This window comes from Luteibacter sp. 1214, assembly GCF_031455395.1.
Lineage (GTDB): Bacteria > Pseudomonadota > Gammaproteobacteria > Xanthomonadales > Rhodanobacteraceae > Luteibacter > Luteibacter mycovicinus.
In genome coordinates this window covers 522,194-547,773 of the sequence record NZ_JAVDSQ010000002.1, presented here as the reverse complement: position 1 = coordinate 547,773, position 25,580 = coordinate 522,194, and the positions used below count along the sequence as shown (strand labels likewise).

General features: G+C 65.5%; 32 protein-coding genes and 1 tRNA gene. 19 read left to right on the top strand and 14 right to left on the bottom strand.

What is annotated here, in order from left to right:
* Positions 1 to 38: 38 nt before the first annotated feature.
* The 8 genes from J2X57_RS07075 to J2X57_RS07040 form a co-directional block, all read right to left on the bottom strand.
* Positions 39 to 905 carry a cobalamin biosynthesis protein gene (locus tag J2X57_RS07075; protein WP_309865245.1) on the bottom strand — a complete coding sequence of 289 codons (867 nt, stop codon included), beginning with the start codon at positions 903 to 905 and terminating at the stop codon, positions 39 to 41.
* Positions 906 to 950: 45 nt separating this feature from the next.
* Entirely contained in the window at positions 951 to 1,937 is a 987-nt protein-coding gene (gene nudC, locus J2X57_RS07070; protein ID WP_309865242.1) for an NAD(+) diphosphatase, read from the bottom strand.
* 13 nt (positions 1,938 to 1,950) lie between these two features.
* Positions 1,951 to 2,337: an iron-sulfur cluster insertion protein ErpA gene (gene erpA, locus J2X57_RS07065; protein ID WP_036109513.1), complete on the bottom strand. Its 387-nt coding sequence runs from the start codon at positions 2,335 to 2,337 to the stop codon at positions 1,951 to 1,953.
* A gap of 31 nt (positions 2,338 to 2,368) precedes the next feature.
* The gene (locus J2X57_RS07060) at positions 2,369 to 2,803 is read right to left on the bottom strand and encodes a polymer-forming cytoskeletal protein (protein ID WP_309865240.1); all 435 of its coding nucleotides are present in this window, start codon (positions 2,801 to 2,803) and stop codon (positions 2,369 to 2,371) included.
* A complete protein-coding gene (locus J2X57_RS07055) occupies positions 2,790 to 3,536 on the bottom strand; it encodes a DUF6776 family protein (protein ID WP_309865237.1) in 747 nt (248 codons plus the stop codon). The genes J2X57_RS07060 and J2X57_RS07055 overlap by 14 nt, the downstream gene beginning before the upstream one ends.
* 132 nt (positions 3,537 to 3,668) lie before the next feature.
* Positions 3,669 to 4,151 (bottom strand): bacterioferritin, encoded by a 483-nt coding sequence (gene bfr, locus J2X57_RS07050; protein WP_036109515.1) that lies wholly within the window; start codon positions 4,149 to 4,151, stop codon positions 3,669 to 3,671.
* 103 nt (positions 4,152 to 4,254) lie between these two features.
* Positions 4,255 to 4,458 carry a (2Fe-2S)-binding protein gene (locus tag J2X57_RS07045; protein WP_036109516.1) on the bottom strand — a complete coding sequence of 68 codons (204 nt, stop codon included), beginning with the start codon at positions 4,456 to 4,458 and terminating at the stop codon, positions 4,255 to 4,257.
* 77 nt (positions 4,459 to 4,535) lie between these two features.
* Positions 4,536 to 5,078 carry an RNA pyrophosphohydrolase gene (locus tag J2X57_RS07040; protein ID WP_036109517.1) on the bottom strand — a complete coding sequence of 181 codons (543 nt, stop codon included), beginning with the start codon at positions 5,076 to 5,078 and terminating at the stop codon, positions 4,536 to 4,538.
* A 174-nt stretch (positions 5,079 to 5,252) separates the two neighbouring features.
* Here J2X57_RS07040 and J2X57_RS07035 point away from each other — a divergent pair.
* Positions 5,253 to 5,329, top strand: a tRNA-Met gene (locus J2X57_RS07035).
* A gap of 44 nt (positions 5,330 to 5,373) precedes the next feature.
* Here J2X57_RS07035 and J2X57_RS07030 read toward each other — a convergent pair.
* The gene (locus J2X57_RS07030) at positions 5,374 to 6,006 is read right to left on the bottom strand and encodes a LuxR family transcriptional regulator (RefSeq protein WP_309865234.1); all 633 of its coding nucleotides are present in this window, start codon (positions 6,004 to 6,006) and stop codon (positions 5,374 to 5,376) included.
* A 208-nt stretch (positions 6,007 to 6,214) separates the two neighbouring features.
* Between J2X57_RS07030 and queD the strand changes: the two genes are divergently transcribed.
* The 13 genes from queD to glmU all read left to right on the top strand — a co-directional run bounded on the left by queD (position 6,215) and on the right by glmU (position 17,005).
* Positions 6,215 to 6,571: a 6-carboxytetrahydropterin synthase QueD gene (gene queD / locus J2X57_RS07025; protein ID WP_036109518.1), complete on the top strand. Its 357-nt coding sequence runs from the start codon at positions 6,215 to 6,217 to the stop codon at positions 6,569 to 6,571.
* A 93-nt stretch (positions 6,572 to 6,664) separates the two neighbouring features.
* The gene (locus tag J2X57_RS07020) at positions 6,665 to 6,991 is read left to right on the top strand and encodes a phasin family protein (protein WP_036109519.1); all 327 of its coding nucleotides are present in this window, start codon (positions 6,665 to 6,667) and stop codon (positions 6,989 to 6,991) included.
* Positions 6,992 to 7,196: 205 nt separating this feature from the next.
* The gene (locus J2X57_RS07015) at positions 7,197 to 7,526 is read left to right on the top strand and encodes an ATP synthase subunit I (protein WP_081907632.1); all 330 of its coding nucleotides are present in this window, start codon (positions 7,197 to 7,199) and stop codon (positions 7,524 to 7,526) included.
* 3 nt (positions 7,527 to 7,529) lie between these two features.
* Positions 7,530 to 8,369, top strand: coding sequence for a F0F1 ATP synthase subunit A (gene atpB, locus J2X57_RS07010; protein WP_036109521.1), 840 nt, complete (start codon positions 7,530 to 7,532; stop codon positions 8,367 to 8,369).
* 85 nt (positions 8,370 to 8,454) lie between these two features.
* Positions 8,455 to 8,742: a F0F1 ATP synthase subunit C gene (gene atpE, locus J2X57_RS07005; protein WP_036109522.1), complete on the top strand. Its 288-nt coding sequence runs from the start codon at positions 8,455 to 8,457 to the stop codon at positions 8,740 to 8,742.
* Positions 8,743 to 8,824: 82 nt separating this feature from the next.
* A complete protein-coding gene (locus J2X57_RS07000; protein ID WP_036109523.1) occupies positions 8,825 to 9,295 on the top strand; it encodes a F0F1 ATP synthase subunit B in 471 nt (156 codons plus the stop codon).
* Positions 9,296 to 9,297: 2 nt separating this feature from the next.
* Complete coding sequence (locus J2X57_RS06995; RefSeq protein ID WP_036109524.1) at positions 9,298 to 9,831, top strand: F0F1 ATP synthase subunit delta; 534 nt, start codon at positions 9,298 to 9,300, stop codon at positions 9,829 to 9,831.
* A gap of 50 nt (positions 9,832 to 9,881) precedes the next feature.
* On the top strand, positions 9,882 to 11,432 hold the full coding sequence (gene atpA, locus J2X57_RS06990) for a F0F1 ATP synthase subunit alpha (protein ID WP_036109525.1): 1,551 nt from the start codon (positions 9,882 to 9,884) through the stop codon (positions 11,430 to 11,432).
* A 71-nt stretch (positions 11,433 to 11,503) separates the two neighbouring features.
* Positions 11,504 to 12,412: a F0F1 ATP synthase subunit gamma gene (gene atpG / locus J2X57_RS06985; RefSeq protein WP_090352969.1), complete on the top strand. Its 909-nt coding sequence runs from the start codon at positions 11,504 to 11,506 to the stop codon at positions 12,410 to 12,412.
* Positions 12,413 to 12,488: 76 nt separating this feature from the next.
* Positions 12,489 to 13,901 (top strand): F0F1 ATP synthase subunit beta, encoded by a 1,413-nt coding sequence (atpD, locus tag J2X57_RS06980; RefSeq protein ID WP_036109527.1) that lies wholly within the window; start codon positions 12,489 to 12,491, stop codon positions 13,899 to 13,901.
* A 42-nt stretch (positions 13,902 to 13,943) separates the two neighbouring features.
* Positions 13,944 to 14,369 carry a F0F1 ATP synthase subunit epsilon gene (locus tag J2X57_RS06975; RefSeq protein WP_036109528.1) on the top strand — a complete coding sequence of 142 codons (426 nt, stop codon included), beginning with the start codon at positions 13,944 to 13,946 and terminating at the stop codon, positions 14,367 to 14,369.
* A gap of 112 nt (positions 14,370 to 14,481) precedes the next feature.
* A complete protein-coding gene (locus J2X57_RS06970) occupies positions 14,482 to 15,558 on the top strand; it encodes a DUF748 domain-containing protein (RefSeq protein ID WP_036109529.1) in 1,077 nt (358 codons plus the stop codon).
* 67 nt (positions 15,559 to 15,625) lie between these two features.
* A complete protein-coding gene (gene glmU, locus J2X57_RS06965; protein ID WP_309865212.1) occupies positions 15,626 to 17,005 on the top strand; it encodes a bifunctional UDP-N-acetylglucosamine diphosphorylase/glucosamine-1-phosphate N-acetyltransferase GlmU in 1,380 nt (459 codons plus the stop codon).
* Positions 17,006 to 17,010: 5 nt separating this feature from the next.
* Here glmU and J2X57_RS06960 read toward each other — a convergent pair whose 3' ends face one another.
* Positions 17,011 to 17,997: a pteridine-dependent deoxygenase gene (locus J2X57_RS06960; protein ID WP_309865209.1), complete on the bottom strand. Its 987-nt coding sequence runs from the start codon at positions 17,995 to 17,997 to the stop codon at positions 17,011 to 17,013.
* 177 nt (positions 17,998 to 18,174) lie between these two features.
* On the opposite strand from J2X57_RS06960, the gene J2X57_RS06955 reads away from it, so the two are divergent.
* From J2X57_RS06955 to J2X57_RS06940, 4 genes are all read left to right on the top strand, one after another.
* Positions 18,175 to 18,447 (top strand): phosphopantetheine-binding protein, encoded by a 273-nt coding sequence (locus tag J2X57_RS06955; RefSeq protein ID WP_036109531.1) that lies wholly within the window; start codon positions 18,175 to 18,177, stop codon positions 18,445 to 18,447.
* A gap of 67 nt (positions 18,448 to 18,514) precedes the next feature.
* The gene (locus tag J2X57_RS06950; RefSeq protein WP_052191425.1) at positions 18,515 to 18,829 is read left to right on the top strand and encodes a hydroxymyristoyl-ACP dehydratase; all 315 of its coding nucleotides are present in this window, start codon (positions 18,515 to 18,517) and stop codon (positions 18,827 to 18,829) included.
* Positions 18,826 to 19,782: an acyltransferase gene (locus J2X57_RS06945; RefSeq protein WP_036109532.1), complete on the top strand. Its 957-nt coding sequence runs from the start codon at positions 18,826 to 18,828 to the stop codon at positions 19,780 to 19,782. Before J2X57_RS06950 ends, J2X57_RS06945 begins: the two co-directional genes overlap by 4 nt.
* An 8-nt stretch (positions 19,783 to 19,790) precedes the next feature.
* Complete coding sequence (locus tag J2X57_RS06940) at positions 19,791 to 20,225, top strand: phosphotransferase (RefSeq protein WP_036116984.1); 435 nt, start codon at positions 19,791 to 19,793, stop codon at positions 20,223 to 20,225.
* 107 nt (positions 20,226 to 20,332) lie between these two features.
* Here J2X57_RS06940 and J2X57_RS06935 read toward each other — a convergent pair whose 3' ends face one another.
* The 4 genes from J2X57_RS06935 to J2X57_RS06920 are packed head-to-tail and all read right to left on the bottom strand — an operon-like array spanning position 20,333 to position 24,733.
* Positions 20,333 to 21,928: a tryptophan 7-halogenase gene (locus J2X57_RS06935; RefSeq protein ID WP_043696396.1), complete on the bottom strand. Its 1,596-nt coding sequence runs from the start codon at positions 21,926 to 21,928 to the stop codon at positions 20,333 to 20,335.
* Between the two features lie 38 nt (positions 21,929 to 21,966).
* Entirely contained in the window at positions 21,967 to 22,737 is a 771-nt protein-coding gene (locus tag J2X57_RS06930) for a glycosyltransferase family 2 protein (protein ID WP_043696393.1), read from the bottom strand.
* Positions 22,734 to 23,534, bottom strand: a complete 801-nt coding sequence (locus J2X57_RS06925) for a beta-ketoacyl synthase chain length factor (protein WP_309865200.1) — start codon at positions 23,532 to 23,534, stop codon at positions 22,734 to 22,736. The genes J2X57_RS06930 and J2X57_RS06925 overlap by 4 nt, the downstream gene beginning before the upstream one ends.
* Positions 23,531 to 24,733 (bottom strand): beta-ketoacyl-[acyl-carrier-protein] synthase family protein, encoded by a 1,203-nt coding sequence (locus tag J2X57_RS06920; RefSeq protein ID WP_239709129.1) that lies wholly within the window; start codon positions 24,731 to 24,733, stop codon positions 23,531 to 23,533. The genes J2X57_RS06925 and J2X57_RS06920 overlap by 4 nt, the downstream gene beginning before the upstream one ends.
* Positions 24,734 to 24,768: 35 nt before the next feature.
* On the opposite strand from J2X57_RS06920, the gene J2X57_RS06915 reads away from it, so the two are divergent.
* Positions 24,769 to 25,560 carry a YdcF family protein gene (locus tag J2X57_RS06915; protein ID WP_239709128.1) on the top strand — a complete coding sequence of 264 codons (792 nt, stop codon included), beginning with the start codon at positions 24,769 to 24,771 and terminating at the stop codon, positions 25,558 to 25,560.
* Positions 25,561 to 25,580 lie beyond the last annotated feature (20 nt).

The window sequence follows — 25,580 nt, the reverse complement described above, 5'->3', positions numbered from 1 at the left end:
GCGCGTAGGGCTTCGCCTCAGATCAGCGTAAGTCGATATCACGCCACCCAGGCGGCCAGCACGATCAGCGCAACCATTGCCAGCCAGACCACAAGCACGCGCCGTATGACCCGGCGAGCATCTTCGAGTTCGACGACGGGGTCGCTGACGTCCTGCGCGTAGCCGTCGCCGGCTTCCACGTCGGCATCGACACCGGCACGGGCGACAGCACCCAGGAAGTCCGGGTCCAGCCGCGAGCGCGGGCTGCCCGAGGTGCGATGCCACTGCTTCCATGCGCCCATGACGGCGTCGAAATCGGAGACCAGCGCCATCGCAAAAACCATCAGGTGGGCGGGAATCCAGTCGAGCGCATCGGCCAGACGACGTGCCGCGGTACGCGTGTCCGTGTCGACGGATAGCGACGCGTCGCGACCCAGCAACTGCGCGAGGCGATAGCCGAGCGCGCCGGCCGGCCCGAGCAGCAGGAACCACAGCAGCACGCCGAAGCGACGACGAAGCGCGCCGTAAAAGGCGGCCTCGACCAGAGCCGGCGCAAACCACGGAAGGGTCTCTTCGTCGTGGCGGAGCGCGATCAGGGCCTCGTCACGGCGAAGCGTATCGCTCGCACGCAGGATCGCGTCGATATCGGTCTCGATTTCGCGGGGTCCGAGTGCGTAGGTCAGCACGACGATCGCGAAAGCCAGCCATGCCAGATCGAAGAAGGGCAGGGCACGGAGTACGCCGGCGATGATCGCCGCCGCGATGACGGGAACCAGCAGCACGACCGCGACGCGACCGGGACCGGAAAGATCGCTCAAGCGGGAGACCCAGCCCCGGAACCAGCGGTCGTCACGCCAGCGCGCCAGCCGGGGCACGCTCCAGACGATGGCCAGGGAGATGAGAATCGCGAGGAGACGTAGAGCCATGGCAAGCGGAATCCGCAGATCGATGGCCCGATTGTAGGCGAACCGTCAGCGGGCCGGCGAACTCGCGATCAGTTCCTCGAGGGAGATATTCCGCTGCGCCAGCCAGTGTTCGATCAGGCGATACGAGACCGATAGCGGCGGCGGTACGCCCAGTTCACCCGAACGCATGCCGGACACGATGTCGTCGGCGGTGAACCAGCGGGCGTCTTCCAGCTCGTCGTCGCGGAGGATGATCTCGCGGGTTCTGGCCGTGGCCGTGAAACCGACCATCAGGGAGGCCGGCAGGGGCCAGGGCTGTGACGAGTGGTAGGTCGCGTGAAGTACCTCCACGCCGGACTCTTCGCGCACTTCGCGCCTGACCGCATCCTCGAGCGACTCGCCCGGCTCGATGAAGCCGGCCAGTGTGGAATACCGGCCCGCCGGCCAGCCGCGCTGTCGGCCCAGCAGGCAACGGTCGCCGTCCTCCACGATCACGATGATCGCGGCGTCGGTGCGGGGAAAATGCATGTGCGGACCGTCGGGATTCGTGCACTGCACGCGATGTCCCGAAGCCACGACGAGCGTGGGAGCACCACAGAGACTGCAGAAACGCGTCTGCCGCTGCCAATGCGTGATGCCCTTGGCGAACGCGAAGAGTCCCGCTTCGAAGGCCGGCAGGATCAACCCGGCTTCGCGCAGCGACATGCGTCGCGCGGAGGTCAGGTCGACGAAGATCTCAGCATGCGCCTCGTCGAGCACCAGCGCGAACCATGCCGTTCCGTTGGCGATCCCCAGCAGCGTGGAGACCACATCGCCGAAGCGTTCGGCCCGCATCACGGGAGTCATCCACTGAGGATGCTCGCCACGCTCGTCGACGAAGGCCTGCCCTTCGCTGTCCAGCACCAGGAAGCGCGTGTCGTCGGCGCGTTCGGTTTCTTCGACCCAGAGACGATCGTCGCGGCGCTCGGCCATACGGTCGATGGCGACGCCGGCGAAGACGTTATCCCGCACGCGACCTTCTACGGGCGTGTGGCGCTCCGTTCCGTAGCTCACGCGGTACGACCGGTCATGCGCTGAACGAGGAGCCGCAGCCGCACGTGGTCTTCGCGTTCGGATTGCGAATCACGAACTGCGAACCGCTGAACGACTCGGCGTAATCGATCTCGGCGCCGGTCAGGTACTGCAGCGACAGCGGATCGACGACAAGGGTCACGCCCTCGCGCGATACGGCCAGGTCGTCCTCGGCCTGCTCTTCGTCGAAGGTGAAGCCGTACTGGAAACCCGAGCAGCCGCCTCCGCTGATATACACGCGGAGCTTGAGCGAGGGGTTGCCCTCTTCGTCGATCAGCTCGTGCACCTTTCGTGCGGCGGCCTCGGTAAAGATCAGGGGCGAACCCGCCGAGCGGTAATCCGGCGCGGCTGCCGACGGAGCCATGGGGAAGGGGTTGTTCATGCCTCCCATAATGGCGCCGATCGGCTACAGGTCAAGCCTCGGACAGCGTCGGGGTCTTCTCGATACCCGCCTGGGCCAGCTGCCGTACGGTCGGGGGCGCCCGATGGATCATCTTGCCGTTGACCTGTGCACCGGCGGCCATTTCCAGCACCTGGTAGTGAACGTCGCCTTCGATACGCGCCAGCGGCGCCAGTTCGAGCCTTTCGGACACATCGATGTCGCCGGTCACGCCGCCGTTGATGCTTGCGTGTGGCACCTCGATCCGCCCGGTGACGCGTCCCGTCTCACTGATGGTGAGAAAGCCGTCGCTACCCGTGTCGGCGTGGACGGAGCCCTCGACCGCGCCATCCAGGTGCAGCGAGCCGCTGAAAAGCACGTCTCCACGAATGATCACGCCCCGCGCGATCAGGCTCGTGGCGGCGATACCGACGGCCGGCCCCTGCTTCTTCCCCTTACTGTTGAACATCGCTTGCCTCGTCGTTGCGTGTTGCCTCGGCCCAGGGCACGGTGGCGCTGACGGTGTCGTCCCCGGCAGGCCGCGCTTCGAGGCGCAGCCGCGTCGGCTGGAACCCAGCCGGCAGCGTGAAGCTGCCCTGGATCTGTTGAAAATACCGGAAGGCGAAGGGCAGACCATCCACGGATGCGGCCTGGCCGAGAGCGGCGCCTTCGAGGGTACGCACCTTGTTGTCCTGGATACCCTCCACGGCGAGGTGGACATCGCCTTTGACCTCATCGCCCCGGCGCGCGTTCTGAGTCAGAGTGATCACCACGTTCCATCCGTTCGGCGCGCCCTTGATCGCCGTGGTGCGTGTGCCCTGGATTTTCAGGCCGTCGCGCTGCCCGTTACCGCCGACCAGGCGCGAATAAAACGCCAGATCCGTACGCAGACCACTGATCTCCTCATCGCGCTCAGCGAGGTTTCTCTTGAGTTCCCTGGCGGCGATCTCGCTGACCTGGCCCGCCCGCTGCAGGTTGGCGACCTGCTGGCGCAGGTCTTCGGCCTCGGTCTCGTGCGCCACGATGGGGCCATGGCCTGGCTTGCCGGCCGGCGCCTTGCCCGCCGTCAGACTCAAGGTCAGCAGCGTGGTCAGGAACAGGCTGCCTAGCCACGCGGCGCCCATCAGCAGCCGTTTTCGCCGCTCGACGGACATGTCGTCGAGCCGGCGCACGACGAAGCGGGGTGGATGGCTTGGGGCCATGAATGGATCCGTGGAGAAGGCGTGAAGGCCGGATGGTATAGCCCCCGGCTTCCGCCGCGGTCAAGGAACCCCGCCTCGTTCCACGAAAAAGGCCGCCTGGCGGCGGCCTTATGTAGCTTTGTAGCGACCTGATCAGTGCTTGTCGAGCGAGCCGACCTTGCTGAGCATGTAGCGCTCCGGACCGATGTCCGAAATCAGACTGAACTGCGTCTCCAGCCAGTCGATGTGCTCTTCTTCCTGGCCCAGGATGAACTTGAAGAGGTCGCGGCTGACGAAGTCGTGGATGCCTTCGCTGTAGGCAATGGCCTCGCGCAGATCCTTCGTCGCGATCATTTCGAGATCCAGGTCGCCCTGCAGCGCTTCGACCACGTTCTCGCCGATGCGCAGCTTGCCCAGGTGCTGAAGGTTCGGCAGGCCGTCGAGGAACAGGATCCGCTCGATCAGCTTGTCGGCGTGCTTCATTTCCTCGATGGACTCCTCGTACTCGTGCTTGGCGAGTTCGTTGTAGCCCCAGTCCTTGAACATCCTGTAATGCAGGAAGTACTGGTTGATGGCGGCCAGCTCGTTGTAGAGGACCTTGTTGAGGAATTCGATGACCTTCGCGTCGCCCTTCATGGGGGTGTCTCCCTGGATATTCAGCGGCGACTATACGACTCGCGGAGAAGCGATGACGTAACGAGAATGAAGACGGTTTGCGTCCGCAAAGGCGGGCGCGAGATCAGGCCGGGGTAGGGAGAAAGCTCAGCACCGGGCGCATCTCGGAGACCGCCTCACGGAGGCATTGCCGGGCCTCGGACTCACAGGCGCCGCAGCAGTCGGAACAGCCGGTGCGGGCCTGGAGCTCGGCGAACGATTCGACACCATCGGCCGCGGCGCGGCGAATGGCGTGGTCGGTGACGGCGTTGCACATGCATATGTACATGGGTCGGCATTCGAATACGAATGCGAACGATTGTCAACTACACAGATGTGAAATTCAGCCGCGAGGTTACCGCGCCATCATTCGCCGCCGCGGGCGAGCCGTTCGGCTTCGGCCTGTTGTGGGCAGGTACCCACCGTGACCGAACAGACGGTCTCGACCGTGGGTGCGAACTGACGTAAGGCGCGCTCGTACACCTGGCGTTTGAAGTTCACCACGTGGTTGGCGGGATACCAGAAATCGACCCAGCGCCAGAGGTCGAACTCCGGCTTTTCGCAGGCATCCAGGCGAAAGGTGTCCTCGGTGCACTTGAGGCGCAGCAGGAACCACACCTGCTTCTGGCCGATGCAGGTGGGGCGCTGATGGTGTCTCACGAAGCGGCTGGGCAACCGGTAGCGCAGCCAGCCACGGGTCTCGGCGAGGACTTCCACGTGCTTGGCGAGCAGGCCGGTCTCTTCTTCCAGCTCGCGATACATGGCCTCCAGCGGCGTTTCGTCGCTGCGCATGCCCCCCTGAGGAAACTGCCAGCCGTCGCGATTGACACGGCGCGCCCAGAACAGGCGCCCGTCCCCATTGAGGAGAACGATGCCCACATTCGGTCGATAGCCATCTGCGTCGATCATCCGCCCTCCGCGAATCCATGCCGCGCGCCAGCCTTGCAGGCCGGAAACGTGCGCGATGGGCCCGATTCAACCACAGCGCGAGAAGACGGGGCAAGGCACCACTTGAACGGAAGCTCAGCCCCGATTAAACTGCCCGGCCTTCGTGAGCCTCGCTTACGAACGACCAGGTTCCATGGCTAGGTAGCTCAGCTGGTCAGAGCGCGGCACTCATAATGCTGAGGTCGGCGGTTCGAGCCCGCCTCTAGCCACCAAAACGAGAAAAGCCGCATCGTCACGATGCGGCTTTTTTTATGCCTCAGGCGGCCGACAGGTCGGTGTCCGCGACCCGCTCGTCGGGACGGGAGGGAGGCCCGTCCAGCACGGCCCTCGCCAGTTCCACGACGTTATGCACGCGCAGCTTCGCCATCAGATTGGCGCGGTGGAGTTCCACGGTCTTCGGGCTGATCCGCAGTTCGCTGGCGATGACCTTGTTGAGCTTGCCGCTCATGATTCCGTCGAGCACCTGCGATTCCCTTCGCGTCAGGCCGAGGTCCGGACGCGTGGCGGCGATCGAGACGGGGCTGGCCGGAGGAGAAGAATCCGCCGCCACGCTCTCATCATCGGAGAGGGGCATCAGGAAAACGGCCTGGAACGCACCGCTGGGTGCTTCGAGACGCTGCCGGGTCACGCGATAGCGGCGAGGCTGGCCGTGCGGATCGCGGAAGGCGAATTCGTCGGCGCCGCCGGAAGGCTCCAGGTGGTCGGCGATCCAGCGCGGTCCGGCTGTTCCGCGGCCCACGCCAAACTCCCGCCGGAATGCGGCGTTGACCATCACCGCGCGCCCGCCTTCATCGCGCCACACCACGCAGGGCATGGGCAGGGCGGCAAACACTTCTTCGGCCAGCCCGCACTGGTGCGGGCGGTCGAGCGAGTCACGACCAAGGCACATGGATGCCTCCTCAGTGAGCACGAATCCCCTCAACGGACGCCCCCCGGCTCCGTCGGACAAGTTACCACTGCAACCGTTCCGGTCGTAAAAGTCCACGAAACGACGCCCTGACGGTTCGAAAATGCGAACCACGTCGTGAAGGCGGTCGCTGAGATCGTTTGAAGCCGGTCCGCTACACTGTCCAGTCATCAGAGATCGATTCACCCTCATGCGTATCTATAAGACGTTCAACATCGAGGCGGCGCATCGCTTGCCGAATGTGCCCGAAGGCCACAAGTGCGCGCGGCTGCACGGTCATTCGTTTCGTGTGGAGCTCCACGTGGAAGGCCCGGTCGACCCGGTCTTCGGCTGGGTCATGGACTTCGGCGACCTGAAGGCGCGCTTCCAGCCGCTCTACGACCGCCTCGACCACAACTATCTCAACGATATCGAAGGTCTCGAGAATCCGACCAGTGAAAACCTCGCGCGCTGGATCTTCCAGCGGCTGCGTGTCGACGTGCCGGGTCTGGCCAAGGTCGTGGTCAACGAGACCTGTACCTCGGGTGCGGAATACACGGGCGACTGAGGCAAAGGCTGTCATCGCAACAATTAGCGGTTGCTGCGCCGCCGCAGACAGGTCTACACTCCGGCACCTCCCCGTTCCCCACGGATGCACTCGATGCCTCACGTAAACGGTTACGCCGATCTTGCCCGCTTCGTCGAGCAGGCTACTTCCGCGCAGGCCCTGGCCTGGCGTGGCATGGAGCGCGTGGCCGACCTGCACCTGCAGGCGATGGAAGGGCATGCGCGTGCGGCATCCGGCCTGATGGCCGATGCCATGCTCGCTACAGATGCGAACGCGATGCGCGCCATCATGGCGCGCGGTGGGGACCTCCAGCGGGAAGGCGTCGAGCGTGCCGCATCGGCCGCCGGTGGCATATTCGACGTGGCCGTTGAGACGGCCACCTCGCTCGGCGCGCTGGTAGGTCAGCCCGCCAGGGCCTGATCCACCGCCGCTCCCTCGCCAACGACGCGACGGACGGTCGCGCCGGCGGGTGGTTATTGGACTTTCGTCGCTTGTCCCGTCGTTTACGGCGCTGGTATACTTTTCCAGATTAGACCGTGGCCCGTTGAACCAAAGGTGCCGCCTCGAGCGAAACCACGGGAGCCTCGCGTTGCTCAACAGTCTTGCCGCCGGTCGTCATCTCGCCATGCGCGTCGTTATCGCGCAGATCGGGGTGGCTATCATCGCGGGACTCGCTTTTTCACTGCAGGGGCGTGCCGCCGGACTGGCCGCGTTTGCAGCCGCCCTGATCGTCGCTATCGCCAACGCGCTTTTCGCAGCGCGAGCGTTCAGCGCGCTGGGTGGAGGCGCGGCGACGTTCATGAGGTTCCTGGTGGGAATGATCCTTCGCTGGATCGTCCTCGTCGGCGGGCTGGCGCTCATTCTGGTCCAGTGGAAACTGCCGTTCCTGCCCGCGCTCGTGGGGTTGGTAGCGGGTTTCACGGTCAACGTATTTGCATTCAGATTCAAGGGTTGAGGCATGGCGAGCGAACCGCAAGGCGGTCTGACCGAATACATCCAGCACCACCTGAACCACATGACGGTGAATTTCAGCGCCGATCATTTCTGGTTCTGGAACATCCGCCTCGACTCGATCGTGGTGTCCTTCGTGCTGGGCGCCATCTTCTGCCTGTGGTTCTGGCTGTTCGCCCGCAAGGCGACGTCGGGTGTCCCGTCCAAGGGTCAGGCGCTGGTCGAACTCGCCGTCGAATTCGTCGACACTCAGGTGAAGGACACCTTCCACGGCGACCGCCGCACGGTCACGCCGCTGGCGCTGTCGATCTTCATGTGGGTGTTCTTCATGAACGCGATGGATCTGCTGCCGGTGGATCTGCCCGGCTGGCTGGTGCATACGTTCAGCGGTGCCGAAGTCGCGCATCACACCTATTTCCGCCAGGTTCCCACGGCTGACATCAACACCACGGTCGGTCTGGCCCTCGCGGTGATCCTCATCGTCATCGGCCACGGCATCAAGGCCAAGGGCGGCTTCGGTTTCGGTAAGGAAATGCTCACCGCGCCGTTCCATGCGGAGAGCATGGGCGCCAAGATCGTCCTGCTCATCCCGAATCTGCTTCTTAACGTCGTCGAGACCCTGTCGAAGCCCGTGTCCCTCGCGATGCGACTCTTCGGCAACATGTACGGTGGCGAACTGGTGTTCATGCTGATCGCCGGCCTGATGGTGAGCTGGATCGGCTTCGTGCCTGGTGTCGTGTTCAACACGGCCTGGGCGATCTTCCACATCCTGATCATCGCCCTCCAGGCGTTCATCTTCATGATGTTGACGATCGTCTATATCGCCACGGCACGTGAACACCACTAACTCACCGCACCGACGTTAGACCGCTCAGTCCAGTTTCGTTTCGTTTCCACCCATTCGTCATTCTTAGATATCCCAGGAGAACACCATGGAACTCACCGCACTCTTCGCACACGTGCAGGGCATGACCGCCATCGCCATCGGCGTGATCATCGGCCTCGGCGCGCTCGGCGCCTGCCTCGGCATCGCGATCATGGGCTCGAAGTTCCTCGAGTCGGCCGCTCGTCAGCCGGAGCTGGTTCCGCTGCTGCAGGGCCGCATGTTCCTGCTCGCCGGTCTGATCGACGCCGCGTTCATTATCGGCCTCGCCATCGCCCTGCTGCTCGCCTTCTCGAACCCGCTGATCGGCGTTCTGCGCACCGCCGCCGGCGGCTGAGCAAGCGTTCGTCTTCGTCGCCGTGGCGTAATGCGTCACGGCGACCGTCAGTACCCCAGCGTTCGGAGTCTTTGGAGAGATCATGGAAATTAACATGACCTTCCTGGGCCAGATGATCTCTTTTGCGATCCTGGTCTGGTTCACCACCAAGTTCATCTGGCCCCAGCTCAACGGTGCCATCGAAGAACGCCAGAAGAAGGTGGCCGAAGGGCTCGCCGCGGCGGAGCGCGCCCGCGCCGAGCTGAAGGATGCCGACGCCAAGGTCGCCACCGAGATCAAGCAGGCCCGCGTGCAGTCGACGGACATCATCGACAAGGCGCAGCAGCAGGCCAACCAGATTCTCGAGAAGGCCCGCGCCGACGCGATCGAAGAGATCAACCGCCTGAAGGCTTCGGCCCAGGACGAGATCGCTTCGATGGCCCAGCGTGCCCGTGAGCAGCTTCGCGAGCAGGTCGGCGCCCTCGCCGTCCGTGGCGCGGAGAAGATCGTGCAGCGCGAAATCGATCCGGCGGCCCACAAGGCCCTGCTCGACCAGCTCGCCGCCGAGATCTGATCATGGCCCAGGCGCTCACCCTCGCCCGTCCCTACGCACGCGCCGCCTTCGAAGTGGCGCATGCGTCGGGTTCGCTGGCCGACTGGTCGTCGGCGCTGAACTTCGCGGCGCTCGTCGCCGCGGACCAGCGCGTCGCCGGCCTCGGCAACGATCCGCGCGTGCTGCCGACCCAGCTGGTCGCGCTGCACCTGCCGCAAGGCATGGCCGCCGAGGCGCCGTTCGCCCGCTTCCTCGAGGAACTCGCGGAAAACGGCCGCATGGCGCTCCTGCCGGAAATCGCCTCGCTGTACGACGACTACAAGCGTGAGTCGGAGTCGACCCTGCTGGTCAAGGTCACGAGCGCGATGGATCTCGACGCCGCCGAGTCGGACAAGCTTCGCGTTTCGCTGAAGCGCCGCTTCAAGCGTGAGATCGAACTGGATACGCACGTCGATCCGGCGTTGCTTGGCGGTGTCGTCATCGACACGGGCGAGCAGGTCATCGACGGTTCCGCGCGAGGCCGCCTGCAGCGGCTGGCCAGCGCGCTGACGCACTGATTCTCATACCACCGGGTGCCGTGAAAGCGGCGCGACCCAAGGAACCGACCATGTCCAGCACCACACTGAATCCGTCCGAGATCAGCGAGCTGATCAAGACCCGCATCGAGCAGTTCAAGCTCGGCGCCGAGGCACGCAACGAAGGCACGATCATCAGCGTGTCCGACGGCATCGTGCGCATCCACGGCCTGGCCGATGTGATGCAGGGCGAAATGATCGAACTGCCGAACGACACTTACGCCCTCGCGCTGAACCTCGAGCGCGACTCGGTCGGCGCCGTGGTGCTCGGTGAATACCAGCACCTGCGCGAAGGCGATGCCGCCAAGACGACCGGCCGCATTCTCGAAGTGCCGGTCGGCCCGGGCCTGCTCGGCCGCGTCGTCGACGCGCTGGGTAACCCGATCGACGGCAAGGGTCCGATCGACGCCGCGGGCAGCAGCCCGGTCGAGAAGGTCGCTCCGGGCGTCATCTGGCGCCAGTCGGTCGACCAGCCGATGCAGACGGGCTACAAGTCCATCGACTCGATGATCCCGATCGGCCGCGGCCAGCGCGAGCTGATCATCGGCGACCGCCAGACGGGCAAGACCGCCGTCGCGATCGACGCGATCATCAACCAGAAAGATTCGGGCATTAAGTGCATCTACGTCGCCATCGGCCAGAAGCGCAGCTCGATCGCCAACGTCGTGCGCAAGCTCGAAGAGAACGGCGCGCTGGCCAACACCATCGTCGTCGTCGCTTCGGCATCCGAAGCGGCCGCCCTGCAGTACGTCGCGCCGTATTCCGGCTGCGCCATGGGCGAGTACTTCCGTGACCGCGGTGAAGACGCGCTCATCGTGTACGACGATCTCTCCAAACAGGCCGTGGCTTACCGCCAGATCTCGCTGCTGCTGAAGCGTCCGCCGGGTCGCGAAGCCTATCCGGGCGACGTGTTCTATCTCCACTCGCGTCTGCTCGAGCGCGCCTCGCGCGTCAGCGCCGAATACGTCGAGAAGATGACCAACGGCGAAGTGAAGGGCAAGACCGGTTCGCTGACCGCGCTGCCGATCATCGAAACCCAGGCCGGCGACGTTTCCGCGTTCGTTCCGACCAACGTCATCTCGATCACCGACGGCCAGATCTTCCTCGAGACCGATCTGTTCAACGCCGGTATCCGTCCGCCCGTCAACGCCGGTATCTCGGTGTCGCGCGTCGGTGGTGCCGCCCAGACCAAGATCATCAAGAAGCTGTCCGGCGGCGTGAAGCTCGCTCTCGCCCAGTACCGCGAGCTGGCTGCGTTCGCGCAGTTCGCCTCGGACCTGGACGCCGCGACCCGCGCTCAGCTCGATCGTGGCCAGCGCGTCACGGAACTGATGAAGCAGGCGCAGTACTCGCCGCTGTCGATCGCCGAACTCGGCGTCTCGGTCTACGCGGCCGAGAAGGGCTACCTCGACGACCTGCCGGTCAACAAGGTGCTGCCGTTCGAAAAGGGCCTGCACGCCTTCTTCCGCCAGAATCACGGCGACCTGATGAAGAAGATCGACGAGACCGGCGACTGGGACAAGGACATCGAGGCGACCTTCAAGTCGGCCGCCGACGAGTTCAAGAAGACCGGTAGCTGGTAATAGCGAGACCCGCGGGGCGGCGGCAACGTCCGCCCCGTGATCCGGCGTCACCCTTTACAGACGAGTAAGCCATGGCTAGCGGCCGCGAAATCAAAACCAAGATCAAGAGCACGCAGAACATGCGCAAGGTGACGCGTGCGCTCGAAATGGTCTCGGCGTCGAAGATCCGCAAGGCGCAGGACCTGATGAAGGCGTCGCGTCCTTACGCGCGTCTGATGCGCAAAGTCATCGCGCACGTCGCCCAGGCCAGCACGGACTTCACCCATCCGTACCTCACCGAGCGCCAGAACGTCGCGCGCGTGGGCTTCATCGTGGTGTCGACCGATCGCGGCCTCGCGGGCGGTCTCAACTCCAACCTGTTCCGTCGCACGCTGACCAGCATCCGCGAGTGGCAGGACAAGGGTGCCGAGATCGACGTCGTCGCCGTCGGCCAGAAGGCCGTGCAGTTCTTCCGTCGCATCAAGGGCGTCAACCTGATCGGTTCGGCCACGCACCTCGGCGAAAAACCGAAGCTGGAAGATCTGATCGGCGTGATCAAGGTCGTGCTCGACGCCTACGGCGACAACAAGCTCGATCGCGTTTTCCTGGTCTACAACGACTTCGTTAACACGATCGTGCAGAAGCCGACCATCGAGGCCCTGCTGCCGCTCACGCTGGTGGCGAAGGAACTCGAGGACGCCGAAGGCGATGCATCCACGGGCGTGAAGGTCGAGCAGACCCACGACTGGGATTACATCTACGAACCCGATGCGCGCACGGTCCTCGAGCACCTGATGACGCGTTACATCGAGTCGGTGGTGTATCAGGCCGCGCTGGAGAACCTCGCCAGCGAACACGCCGCGCGCATGGTCGCCATGAAGGCCGCGTCGGACAACGCGAACAAGGTCATCGGCGAACTGACACTGGTCTACAACAAGGCACGTCAGGCCGCGATCACCCAGGAAATCTCGGAGATCGTCGGCGGCGCCGCCGCGGTCTGACCGAAAGCTACACGCGATGGCGACGCAGTGAGCGGCGCCCGAACAGAACCTTACGAAGATTCATCCGGAGCATTCCATGAGCCAGGGCAAAGTTGTTCAGATCATCGGCGCGGTCGTCGACGTCGAATTCCCGCGCGACCAGGTGCCGCAGGTTTACGACGCACTGAAGATCGACGGCACCGAGATCACCCTCGAAGTGCAGCAGCAGCTCGGTGACGGCATCGTGCGCACCATCGCGCTCGGTTCCACCGACGGCCTGCGCCGCAACCTGCTCGCCCGCAACACCGGCGAAGGCATCAAGGTGCCGGTCGGTACCGCCACGCTCGGTCGCATCATGGACGTGCTGGGCAACCCCATCGACGAAGCCGGCCCGATCGGCGAGAAAGAGCAGTGGGTCATCCACCGCGAAGCCCCGTCGTATGACGAGCAGGCCGCGGCCAGCGAACTGCTCGAAACCGGCATCAAGGTCATCGACCTCATGTGCCCGTTCGCCAAGGGCGGCAAGGTCGGCCTGTTCGGCGGCGCCGGCGTCGGCAAGACGGTCAACATGATGGAGCTCATCAACAACATCGCCAAGGCGCACTCGGGTCTGTCCGTGTTCGCCGGCGTGGGTGAGCGTACTCGTGAAGGTAACGACTTCTATCACGAGATGAAGGACTCCAACGTCCTCGACAAGGTCGCGATGGTCTACGGTCAGATGAACGAGCCGCCGGGCAACCGCCTGCGCGTCGCGCTGACCGGCCTGACGATGGCCGAGTACTTCCGTGACGAGAAGGACGAGTCGGGCAAGGGTAAGGACGTCCTGCTGTTCGTCGACAATATCTACCGCTACACGCTGGCCGGTACCGAAGTGTCCGCGCTGCTCGGTCGTATGCCGTCGGCCGTGGGTTATCAGCCGACGCTGGCCGAGGAAATGGGCGTGCTGCAGGAGCGCATCACCTCGACCAAGACCGGCTCGATCACGTCGATCCAGGCCGTTTACGTTCCCGCGGATGACCTTACCGATCCGTCGCCGGCCACGACCTTCGCGCATCTCGATGCCACGGTCACGCTGAGCCGCGATATCGCCTCGCTGGGTATCTACCCGGCCGTCGATCCGCTCGCTTCCAGCAGCCGTCAGCTCGATGCCTCGGTTATCGGCCAGGAGCACTACGACACGGCCCGTCGCGTGCAGGGCACCCTGCAGCGCTACAAGGAACTGAAGGACATCATCGCCATCCTCGGCATGGACGAGCTGTCGCCGGAAGACAAGGCCTCGGTGTCGCGCGCCCGCAAGATCGAGCGCTTCTTCTCGCAGCCGTTCCACGTGGCCGAAGTCTTCACCGGCTCGCCGGGTAAGTACGTCGCCCTGAAGGAAACCATCCGCGGCTTCAAGATGATTCTCGACGGCGACCTGGATCACCTGCCCGAGCAGGCGTTCTACATGGTCGGCGGCATCGACGAAGCCATCAAGAAGGGCGAGGACATGGGTGCGAAGAAGGCCGCGTAAGCGACCTTCTCCTCCCATTCCCGACCAACGGAAGACAAGCCCATGACCCACACCATCCGCGTCGACATCGTCAGCGCCGAAGCCGAGATCTACTCCGGCGAAGCCACGCTCGTGGTCGCCACCGGTGAGCTTGGCGAGCTGGGTATCGCGCCGCGTCACGCGCCGCTGATCACCCGCCTGAAGCCGGGCCACGTGGACGTGGTCGGCACCAACGGCGATCGCCAGCAGTTCTATGTCTCCGGCGGCATCCTCGAGGTGCAGCCGCAGGTCGTGACGATCCTCGCCGACACGGCCGCTCGCGCGGCCGACCTCGACGAGGCGGCCGCCCTGAAGGCGAAGGAAGAAGCCGAGGCCGCGTTGTCCAACCGCGGCCCCGAGATGGACGTCGCCGAAGCCCAGGCCAAGCTGGCCGAGGCGCTGGCGCAGCTCCAGGCACTCGAGCGCATGCGCAAGACGCTGAAGCACTGAGCGACGCCGCCTCGCCCGATAAACCCCTCTCCGGAGGGGTTTTTTTTGCTTCTTCATCCGGAAATGACTGCCGCGGCGCAACACTGGGCTGTCGTTTCAAGGTGAAAGTCTCATGCGCACCCGCTACCGCCGAAGCTTCTGGATCCTGGGGATCGTCGCCGTCGTGCTCATCGCGGCCCGCGTCGCGCTGCCGTATGTCGTGCTCAACTACCTCAACGGTCGCCTGGCTCACATGGGCGCCTACGCCGGACGGATTGCCGATATCGACATCCATCTGTGGCGCGGGTCGTACTCGATCGACCAGATGTCGGTCACCAAGGTCGACGGCAAGGTGCCGGTCCCATTGTTCAAGACCACGCGCGCGGACATTTCGCTGACCTGGCGCGCGCTGGTGAAAGGTCACTTCCGCGGCAAGATCGATTTCTACGATCCCGTCGTCAACTTCGTGGACGGCAAGTCGGAGGGCGACAAGCAGACGGGTAAGGGCGTGGACTGGCGCGAGCAGCTCCGTGCCCTGGCGCCGTTCCGGTTCGACGAAATCAATGTCATGAATGGCACGATCACCTTCAACAACTTCGTGTCCAGCCCGAAGGTCGACCTGAAGATGACCGACGTCAACGGCACGGTGACCAACCTCACCAACGTCCAGCGCGAAGGCGGCGACCGGGTCGCCCATATGCACGCGACGGCCAAGGTGCTGGGCGACGCGCCGCTCGAAACCCATGCCGACATCGATCCGGTGGAACGCCTCGGCGACTTCCATTATTCAATCACCGTCCACGACATCAAGCTGGTCAAGGCCAACGATCTCGCGCGCGCTTATTCCGGCCTCGATTTCGCGGGCGGCGAAGGCGACTTCGTCATGGAGCTCCAGGCCAAGGATCGCAAGCTCAGTGGCTACGCCAAGCCACTCTTCCACGGACTGAAGATCTTCAGCTGGAAGCAGGACGTGGAGGAAGACAAGAAGGGTCCGCTGAAGATCGTCTACGAAGCGGCGGCCGAGGGCGTGGCCAAGCTGTTCAAGAACCAGTCCAAGGACCAGTTCGCGACGCGTGTGGCGATATCCGGCAACATCGACGACAAGAGCGTTTCCACGTCGGACGCCATCATCGGCATCCTGCGCAATGCCTTCGTCGAGGCCTATAAGCCGAACCTCGAAAACCTCAGCAAACGGAAGGACGACGAGTAGCCGACTTGGCAGCGCCGGCCAAACGCGCGACAGTGCGGCCCTCACTTCCAGGCAGGTACGAGAGCCCATGACCGCTACGCCCCTTCACGTCCTGATCCTCGCCGCGGGCGAAGGCAAGCGGATGAAGTCCGCATCCGCCAAAGTGCTGATGCCCTTGGCGGGGCGGCCTCTGCTGTCGCATGTGATCGGTTCGGCGCGTTCGCTGAATCCCGTTGGCGTGCACGTCGTCTACGGACATAACGGGCAGCAGGTGCGCGATGCGTTCGCCGCCGATGGCTCGCTGGGCTGGATCGAGCAGCGCGAGCGTCTGGGTACCGGGCATGCCGTACGCACGGCGCTCGAGGCACTGGAGACGGATGGCAAGCTCGAGGGACGGGTACTCATCCTCTACGGCGACGTTCCTCTCATCCGCGCCGAAACGCTGGCGGCACTGGTCGGCACCGGCGACGGTCTCGCCATGCTGGCCACGCGCCTCGCGGATCCGAAGGGTTACGGGCGCGTCGTGCTCGATGCGGCCGGCAAGGTCCGTCACATCGTCGAAGAAAAGGATGCCAACGCTGCCCAGCGCGCGGTCGACCTCGTCAACACGGGTATCGTCGCCGGCGATGCGGCACGCCTTCTCGCCTGGACGCGTGCGCTCGGTAACAGCAACGCGCAAGGCGAGTACTACCTCACCGACGTTTTCGAAATGGCCTCGGCCGAAGGAGCGCCCGCCGCCTGCGTGGACTGCGATCCGGTCGAAGCGTCAGGCGCGAACGACCCGTGGCAGCTGGCCGGTCTCGAGACGCTGTACCGGGAACGCGCCGCGCGCGAGCTGGCCCTGGCGGGTGTCCGTCTCGCCGATCCGGCGCGGCTGGACGTGCGTGGCAGCGTGAGCGCGGGGCGCGACGTCGAGGTCGACGTCAATGTGATCTTCGAAGGCGAGGTCGTGCTCGGCGACGACGTGCGCATCGGTCCGTTTACGCGCGTGCGCAACGCGACGCTGGCTGCCGGCACCGTCGTGCTCGCGCATTGCGACCTGGATGGCGTGGTCACCCACGGCCCCTGCACGATCGGTCCGTTCGCCCGCCTGCGGCCCGGGACCGACCTGGCAGCCGGCGTGCACATCGGAAACTTCGTCGAGACGAAGAATGCCGTGATCGCGGAGGGATCGAAGGCCAATCACCTCAGCTACCTGGGCGACACGGTGATCGGCAGCAAGGTCAACATCGGTGCGGGCACGATCACCTGCAATTACGACGGCGTAAACAAGAGTCGTACCACCATCGAAGACCGGGTGTTCGTGGGGTCAAACAGCTCGCTCGTCGCGCCGGTGACCCTGCGTGCCGGTTCGACGATCGGTGCGGGCTCGGTGATCACCAAGGACGCACCGGCCGATACGCTGACGATCTCGCGTGCACGGCAGACGGCGATCGAGGGTTGGGTGCGGCCCGTCAGGAAGCCGTAAGGCTATCAGCCCCGGTAGCGCCATCCATCGATCTCCACCAGCAACTCCGCCCGGCAGATATCGCCGTGCACCAGCAGCAAGGGGGCGGAGGGGAAGCGCTTTGCCGCGAAGGCCCGCACCGCGGCTTCATCCTCGGGATGCCGCACGTACACCTTCAGCGGCGCCCCGCCATCGAGGCCGGCGGGCATGCCGCCGGATTCGAGCAGGGCATCGAGATTCCGCAGCGTTTCCGCCAGCTGAGCTTCGAGATCCCCGGCGTGCGCGGAGGCGTGACCCACGACCGCGGCGGTGCCTGAAATCGCCAGTACATCGCCCGCCGGCAGCAGGGTGGCGCGCGCAAAGCTCGGGGGCGTGCGCCCGTACTGACGCGGATACTGCCAGGCACTGACCTGACGCGGGTTTTCCACGCGGGTGCCGGGCCGGTCGGTCGCGAGCAGATACACCTGCAACAGCCCGGGATCGCCGTGATGTCCGATCGCCGAGGCAGCCGGAAAGCCCTGCGCGAACACGTCGCCCATGCCGCGGATACGCCCCGTGCAGAAGTGCTTGTAGCGTTCGTCGTCGCCCGAGCCCTCGTTGATCGCGCCGAGGTAATTCCAGATGCGCTGCACGTGCCGTTCTTCGGCGGCCTCGACGAATCGCGAGAGCAAACCATACGCATGCACGGCCGCGCCTTCGGGCCCGCCATGGTGGTCCTCGTGGCATTCGACGGCGGCGTAGAGCCAGCCGCCTCCGCGCGACCAGCGCAGGTCGCCCTGGCGGCCCGCCTCGACCGTGGCATCCACTTCCCACGCTTCCAGCGGCGCGTCGCCCAGCGGATCGAGGACGACCCGCAGCCAGCGCGGATCGTCGATGTCACGAGGTGTCGAGCCAAAGCCGAAAAGGGCCAGCGTGCGCGGACCCGGCGAAGCGGAGCCGTCGCGGTAACGCACCAGCGGGGAAGGGTGGGCGGTGAGCGCCGTGCGCTCCCGCATTTCATTGCCGTGGGGCATCAGGTAGTCCATAGAACGCGTTCGGGGCATCATATCGTCACGCCGTCGGCGAGAAACGTGAACGGTCGATTCTTCACGAAGCTGAGTGGCCGCAGGGGCTTGCCCGGGGGCCCTGTGATAAACTCCGCGACCGCTGCCATCCGGGGGGAGGCAGGAAATCCAGGACCTGGAAACACAATGGCAACGCAAACCGCAGCACAGCACGAACTCGCCGAACTGATCGTCACGAGCCTCAACCTCGAGTCGGTGCAGCCGGCCGACATCGACCCGGAAGCGCCCCTGTTCGGCGGCGACCTGGGCCTGGATTCCATCGACGCCCTCGAAATCGCCCTGGCGGTGTCCAAGCGCTATGGCTTCCAGCTGAAGTCCGACAATCCGGACAACCGGACCATCTTCACCAGCCTCCGCACGCTGTCCGAGCACATCGAACAGCACCGCGCCGCGGCCTGATCGTCGTTCAGGCACCACTCGCCCGGAGCGTGCTTTGCTTCGCCCCGACCGTGAGCCTGAGATGCCCATGACCGATCCAGCCGACATCGCATCGTTCGTGCGCCCGCTGCGTTTCGACGCGGCGCACCCGAGTTTCGCCGGACATTTTCCCGGTCGCCCCATCGTTGCCGGCGTCCTGCTGCTCGAAGCCGCGGCCGACGCGTTGCGCGCGTGGCGCGGTGTCGGCGTGGGCCAGGTGATCGACGCGAAGTTCCTGCTGCCGCTGCTTCCCGATGAGGATGCCGAGGTCGAGCTGACCGGGCTGGATGCCGCGCGGGTGCGTTTCACCGTTCGCCGCGGCTCCGACACCTTGGTCCGCGGCACGCTCGAGGGCCGGGCATGAGTCACTGGAAACAACGGGAAGGTGGCGGGCGCTTTGCGATCTGGCTGATCCGCACGATCGCCCTGCGCCTCGGACGGGGCGTCGCGCGCCTGCTGCTTTATCCCATCGCGCTGTATTTCTTCCTGCGTCGCGCCGACGAACGCGCGGCCTCGCGCACCTATCTGTCGCGCGTGCTCGACCGGCCGGTGACCGCATATGACGTGTTTCACCACATCCACATGTTCGCCGCGACGCTGCTTGACCGGCTGTTTTTTCTGGCCCGTGGCGAGCGCGACTTCGAGGTCGAGGTGGAGGGCCTGCCGGAACTCGACCGACACCTGAATGCGGGACGCGGTGTTCTCCTGATCGGCTCCCATCAGGGTAGCTTCGAAGCATTGCGCGCGCTTGGCGGACGCCGTCCCGATGTGCCGCTGCGCGTCGTGCTGGACAAGCAGAAGACACCGGCGTTGACCGCCGTGCTCGAGGCGCTCGCGCCCGATGTCGGCGCCGCGGTGATCGACGCGGCGCTGGGAGGCGCATCCATCGCGCTCGCAATGGCCGAAGCCGCGGAGCAGGGCGGCATGCTCGCGCTGTTGGCCGACCGCGGGCATCGCGGTGAAGCGACGCGCATGGTGCCATTCCTCGGCAAGCCTGCGCCGTTTCCCACGGGGCCGTGGCAGCTCGCCGCCGTGCTCAAGGTTCCGGTGGTGGTCTGCATGGGTATCTATCTGGGCGGCAACCGCTACCGGTTGATCTTCGAGGCCTTCTCCGAAGGCATCGACGTGCCTCGTACGGAACGCGCCGCCGTCCTCGATGCGGTCGTGGCGCGCTACGCCCAGCGCGTCGAGCACTACGCCCGCGCCTATCCGTTCAACTGGTTCAACTTCTACGACTTCTGGCAGGAGATGGAGTCCGTAGAGGAGCCAGCCGCCGCCGTCGCTCTCTCCGGGCACTCCGATGCCCACGGCGGATGACCGTGTCCCTGCTGTCCAGACACGAGTTCATCGACCTGATTCCGCATGCGGGCGATATGTGCCTGCTCGACGGCGTGGTCGCCTTTGACGCATCCGCCCTCCATGCGTTCAGCACGAGCCATGTACTGCCGACGCATCCGCTGCGCGGCCCCCACGGCCTGCACGCGTTGCATCTGGCCGAATATGGCGCACAGGCGATGGCGGTGCATGGCGCCTTGTTGGCGAAGGAACGCGGGGACACCGAGCCCCGTCCGGGGATGCTGGTCAGCCTGCGAGGGGTGAAGCTGGCGGTCGAACGGATCGATACGCTGGAAGGACGCCTCGACGTGCACGCGGAGTGCCTGATGGCCGATACGTCCGGTGCCCAGTACAGTTTTCGTATCGCGCATGACGGCGTCGAGATCGCCTCGGGTCGAGCCGCGGTCATTCACCCGGCGGGTTGATTCGCCGGCCGGAGGGGCAGCGCGAAAGGGTGACTGATGAGGAGCCTGACCGGCCCCTCCGGACCGACCGCCGTAGTGTCGATCCGCGGCGTCTCAGATCGCGCGACTCACGCCACCTGAGCGAACAGCGTCGTCCGCGCGCCCTCGACATCCACCAGATGCTCCGCACCTTCGATCAATGACGGATGATCCGCCGCCGCACGCTCGACCACGTGGGCCGCGAGCAGCCGCATCATGTGCACGTTGGCGCGGATGCGATCGCCGAGCGCTTTTTCGTTGAGCGAATCGTGCAACGTGGCATTCATGTCGGCGAACCAGGTGAGGTCGCGCTGATCCAGCATCATCTTCGGGTTACGGCGCTCGGACACGGCGTGCCAGCGCTGGAAGAAGACCTGCATCTCCTTGTTGAGGTCGGCCGCGGCGAGCAGCTCCGGCGCCAGGCGCCCGATGAAGTGCGTGTCGGCCAGTCGCTCCTGGAACATGATCTGGCAGAGCACACCCCAGTAATAGGCGTAATCCCAGATCACCTTGATCGACAGTACTTCGGGATCGCCGAACAGGTTGTACTGGCCGCGGTACATGTGCAGCGTATTCTCGTAGAACGAGAAGAACAGCCGCTCGTAGGCACGCGCGTGCGGCGCCAGCGGTTCGCCGCGCCGGTCCACACCGATCAACTCGGTGATGTACGTGTTGGAGATGGCGATGAAGTCGCTGCCAGGCGAATAGAACGGATCGAGAAACGCGCCCGCTTCGCCGGTGAGTGCCCAGCGGTCCGACGAAAACATCCGCGAGCAGCCATAGGAGAAATGCCGGAAGAAGGCGAAGTCCAGCAACTTGTCGCGGCGCTTTTCGATCTCGCGCGCGACCACGGGCTGGTGCTCATGGATCCACGCCAGCGCCTTCTCGAAATCGCGCATGCCATCCAGGGGATGCATCTTGGCGTCGGCCACGATGCCGACCGAATGCGCCCCCGACGACAAGGGAATCAGCCACAGCCAGTAGCCCGGGCCGACCAGATGATTGGTGGAACGCCAGCGCTCCGGCGGATGCACGCGGTCCTTCCATTCGGCGTCATCGCACCAGCCGTCGATCTCCAGGCGATCGTCGATACGGAACCACACCGCGTTGGCGTGGTGGCCGTTGTCGCGGGTGAGATCGAGTTTGCGCCGTATCATGCCCGCACGCCCCGATGCGTCGAGCAGCCAGCGTGCCTGCAGCTCGTGGTCACTGCCGGACTGGCTGAAGCGAACCGTGTGGCTGTCGTCACCCTTGCCGATGTCAAAGCCACGGACGGTGGCGCCCTCGCGGAAATCGATGCCGCGGCGTACCGCTTCCTCGCCGAGGAAGGTTTCCAGAATGCCGCGATCGATCTGGTAGCTCGGCGTCGGCAACACAGCGCTGACCCCCAGTTCAAGAACGTCGGCGAGGTCGTCGCGACCTTCCGAGAAAAAGAACCGGAAGCCGAACTTGCGGATGTGCTCCGTCTCGAAGTGTTCGCGCAGGCCCAGCGTATGCGTGAAGTAGTGGGCGGCGATTTCCACCGTCGACTCGCCGACCTTGTGCGCCGCCACCGGCAGCGGTCGTGCCTGCCGCTCCAGCACGACGATGTCCATGTCGGGGTAGGCGCCTTTCAGCTGCAGCGCCAGGGACAGTCCGGCCAGGCCACCGCCAAGGATGACTGCGTCATATAACTTGCGATCCATCGTATCGACCCCTTGCGCGGTGCGTGCGCGTAGCGTTTTCAGTGCGTGTCGCGTGTCCCAGGTGCCGTCGCGACAATCGTCGGTGTCGCGCGGGAGGACCGGTAGCATGCCATTACGTGACCGTAATGGAAGATGCGGCCTACCGTATACACCGTGATTCGGGTGACGTCGCGCACCGGCTGGAAGTGGCTGAGGCGGAACTCGCCCTCGTAGCGCGAGGCGATCGGCACCGAGACCACGCCGATGCCGCGCTCGCGGCACGCCGTGATCAGCAGCGCGGCTTCGAAGACGAAGTTCTCGGCGGGAAGGTCGACGAGGTCGAGAGCGGCACGCGGGTACAGCCGCTGGCCGCTTTGCGTATCCGCCACAGGACGGCCGCAGGCCCAGGAGATGCCCCAGTCGGCCACGGCGTTCGCACGGCGGCGTCCCCGCGGCTGCTGTTCGCGCTCAAGCAGCCGCGCACCGATGACGATGCTGCCGGGATAGCGGCGGTGAGCTTCGAGGATCGCCGGGATGTCGGACGCCAGGTGTTGTCCGTCGCCGTCCATCGTGATGACGTTGTCGAAACCCTGACGCAGCGCCTCGCGAAAGCCGCTGCGCAGGGCCTCGCCCTTGCCGCGTCGTGTCGCGTGGCGAATCAGGGTGACGGGCAGCTCACCCACGATCCCGGGCGTGCGGTCGTCCGAGCCGTCGTCGACGACGATCACCGGCAAGCCCAGCTCCATGGCTTCGGCAACCACGCGACCGATGGCACGTTCCTCATTGAGGCAGGGAATCAGGATGCAGCAGCGATCACCGGTGGCGTTCATGATACGGCCTCGATATCCACGTGAAGGTCCAGGCCGGTGGCGGCGGCCACGCGCAGGGCGGTGGGGCGTGCGCGGGCCAGTGCACGCAACAGCGGTATCGCCTGGGCCGAGGGGCTGCTGGCCGCGATGTCGTCCATCCAGGCGTCACCCAGCGCGACAGCGCCCGTATTGCCGGCCGACGGCGTCAGATCGATGCGCGCCAGGGCGCCCTCCGGACGCGGCGACAACACCAGCGCGCAAGCGAACGGGCCGGTGGTGCTGGTCATCTCACCGAGCGGGCCGGTGCCCGCGATGTCGTAACTGGCCAGCAGGACATCGCGCTCGTCGGCTACCGCAAGGGTGGCCGCCTCGAGCAGTCCGGCGCCAAAGCTCGTCTCGCCGCCGGACACCGCGCTTGAACTGGCATGGCAATGCGTGGCGATAGTCCAGTAGCCCGCGGGGGCGTTATGCACGGAGTTGTGGAATTTGGTGGGCGACAGTTCGGTGGGTGCCGTCGCCAGCGTGGTGCACATGTAGTCGGTGATCACCTGGTCGCCGTGTGCGGAAGCGAAAACGCAAGGCAACGCGGCGGCGTCGAGGCCACTCATCCGCACGGCCTGGCCCGCGGCGGCGGCGGCCAGCAGCACGCTTTCCGGAGCGCGTCGCCGTTCGTTCGGCGGCAGGACGTCGGCCACGGGCCGCGTGGTCGCACCAGGCGCGGCGGCACCGTTGGCGATCTCGCGGAACGCCTGCCAGTCGTCGGCGCCGGGTGCCCACGTGCCGATACCCTTGATCCATACGGTCAGCGCGGCGCTCATGCGGCAACCTCCGCCCGGGCGAAGGCGAGGCAGGCGTTGTTTCCGCCAAAGCCGAACGAATTGCTCAGCGCGATGCGGAGATCGCCGCGCTCGGATGTCCACGCCATCTGCGGCCCGCACAGCGGATCCGGTGTCGTCGCACCCAGATTGGCGGGCACGACGCCGTCGCGCATCGACAACAGCGTAAGCGTGGCCTCGAGAATGCCCGCGGCGCCCAGCGTATGGCCGGTGAAGCCCTTGGTCGAGCTGGCGCGTGTGCTGGCCGGGAAACGCCGTGCCACCAGTGCCGCCTCGACCTCGTCGTTCTTCTGGCTGGCGGTTCCGTGCAGGTTGATGTAATCGACATCGCCCACGACGATGCCCGCCCGCGCCAGCGTGTCGTTCAGTGCGAGCTCGGCGCCGAGGCCTTCGGGATGCGGTGTCGACATGTGGTGCGCGTCGCTGGCTTCGCCGTAGCCGATCAACAGCGGCAGTCCGCCACCCTCCACGGCGCGCTCGATGAGCGCGAAGCCGGCCGCCTCGCCGATCGAGATGCCGCCACGGTCGGCGTCGAACGGGCGGCAGGGTTCAGGTGACACGAGCTCGAGCGAATTGAACCCGAACAGGACGCTGTCGCAGAGCGTGTCGGTACCACCGACGATGGCGGCGTCGATCAATCCGAGGCGGATCATCCGCTCGGCGTTGGCGAACACCTTGGCGCTGGAGGAGCACGCGGTGGCGACGGTCAGGCAAGGCCCTTCCAGGTCGAACGCCGTGGCGACGAATCCGGCCAGCGAATGGGGGGTGTGCAGGACGGAGCGATGGAGATCCGCCGGCATCCGGCCTCCTTCCAGGCGTCGATAGCCTTCTTCGGTCGCACCGATGCTGGCGGTCGACGTGCCGAGCAGGACGGCGACGCGCGAGGCGCCGTAGCGCTCGCGTGCGTCCCTGACCGCATCGATAAAACCGTCCTGACGCAACGCCAGCCAGGCCAGGCGGTTGTTCCGGCATTCCCATTCGGCGAGAGCCGGCGGGAGCGGTTCGTCTTCGAGTCCGGCGACGCGGCCGATCCAGCAATCCAGGGGTGCTGAGCTGAAGTCGTTGGGTTGAAGGCCGCCCCGGGAGGTGGCGATGGCGGTGGCGTGAGCGTCGAGACCGCGACCGAGCGCGGAGGTCGCCGTGTACGCGCGGATGGCGAGAGGAGGCATGGGATGAGGCATGCGGCGAGCCTATCCTTTTTGAGCCGCAGCGTCGCGTGAATGACGGCACCCATGACATGGCCATTCATTCGCAGGACCGCATCGTTGCGCCTCGCCAGCCAAGTCGCCAGACTCCGCTGTCTATGGCCGGTCTTCTCAAACCCCTGCGTCGCGGCGTCTGGCGTTACCTCAGTGACCGCGACATCCTGATCGCGGCGTTCGTCACCGTCGTGGTCTTCGTCGGCACCCTGGGCCTGGTCTACGTCGCGCACGTGATCAACGTATGGGGCCTCGCCCGACGCAGCCCGATCGCCGGAGGGCATCGTCGGGCGCTGCTGATCTTCGGGCGTCGCCTGGTCGACGATCTGCCGGAGGCCGACTTCACCGAGCGTCTGGCGCGCGGGCGCGAAAACGTGCTCGCCGGCGCCGCCGATCGCGTGTTGTTGCTTGGCGGCACGAGTGGCGGCTCGGTCAGCGAAGCGGAGGCGGGACGTCGCTGGCTCGTCGCCGCCGGCTGGCCCGTCGATGTGCCGATGACGCTCGAGCAGCTGTCGATCGATTCCCTCGAAAACCTGCGGCACGCCCGCGAACTGTTGCGTCCATCGGACGAAGGCCGGCTGCCCGCCGTCTGGCTCGTCACCAGTCGCTACCATCTGGCGCGTTGCCTGTACCTCGCCCGCCGGCTGGGTTTCGACGCCTCGCCCATCGCCGCCGAACCCCGGCTCGCGCTCAGCGGTCGTTATGTCGTGCGGATGCTCATGGAAGCGGGCTATCTGATGTGGATCGACATCGGCATGCGCTGGGCCGCGCTCACGGGCAACCGGCGCATGGCCGCACGTATTTCCTGACCCGTCATCGTTACGCGGCG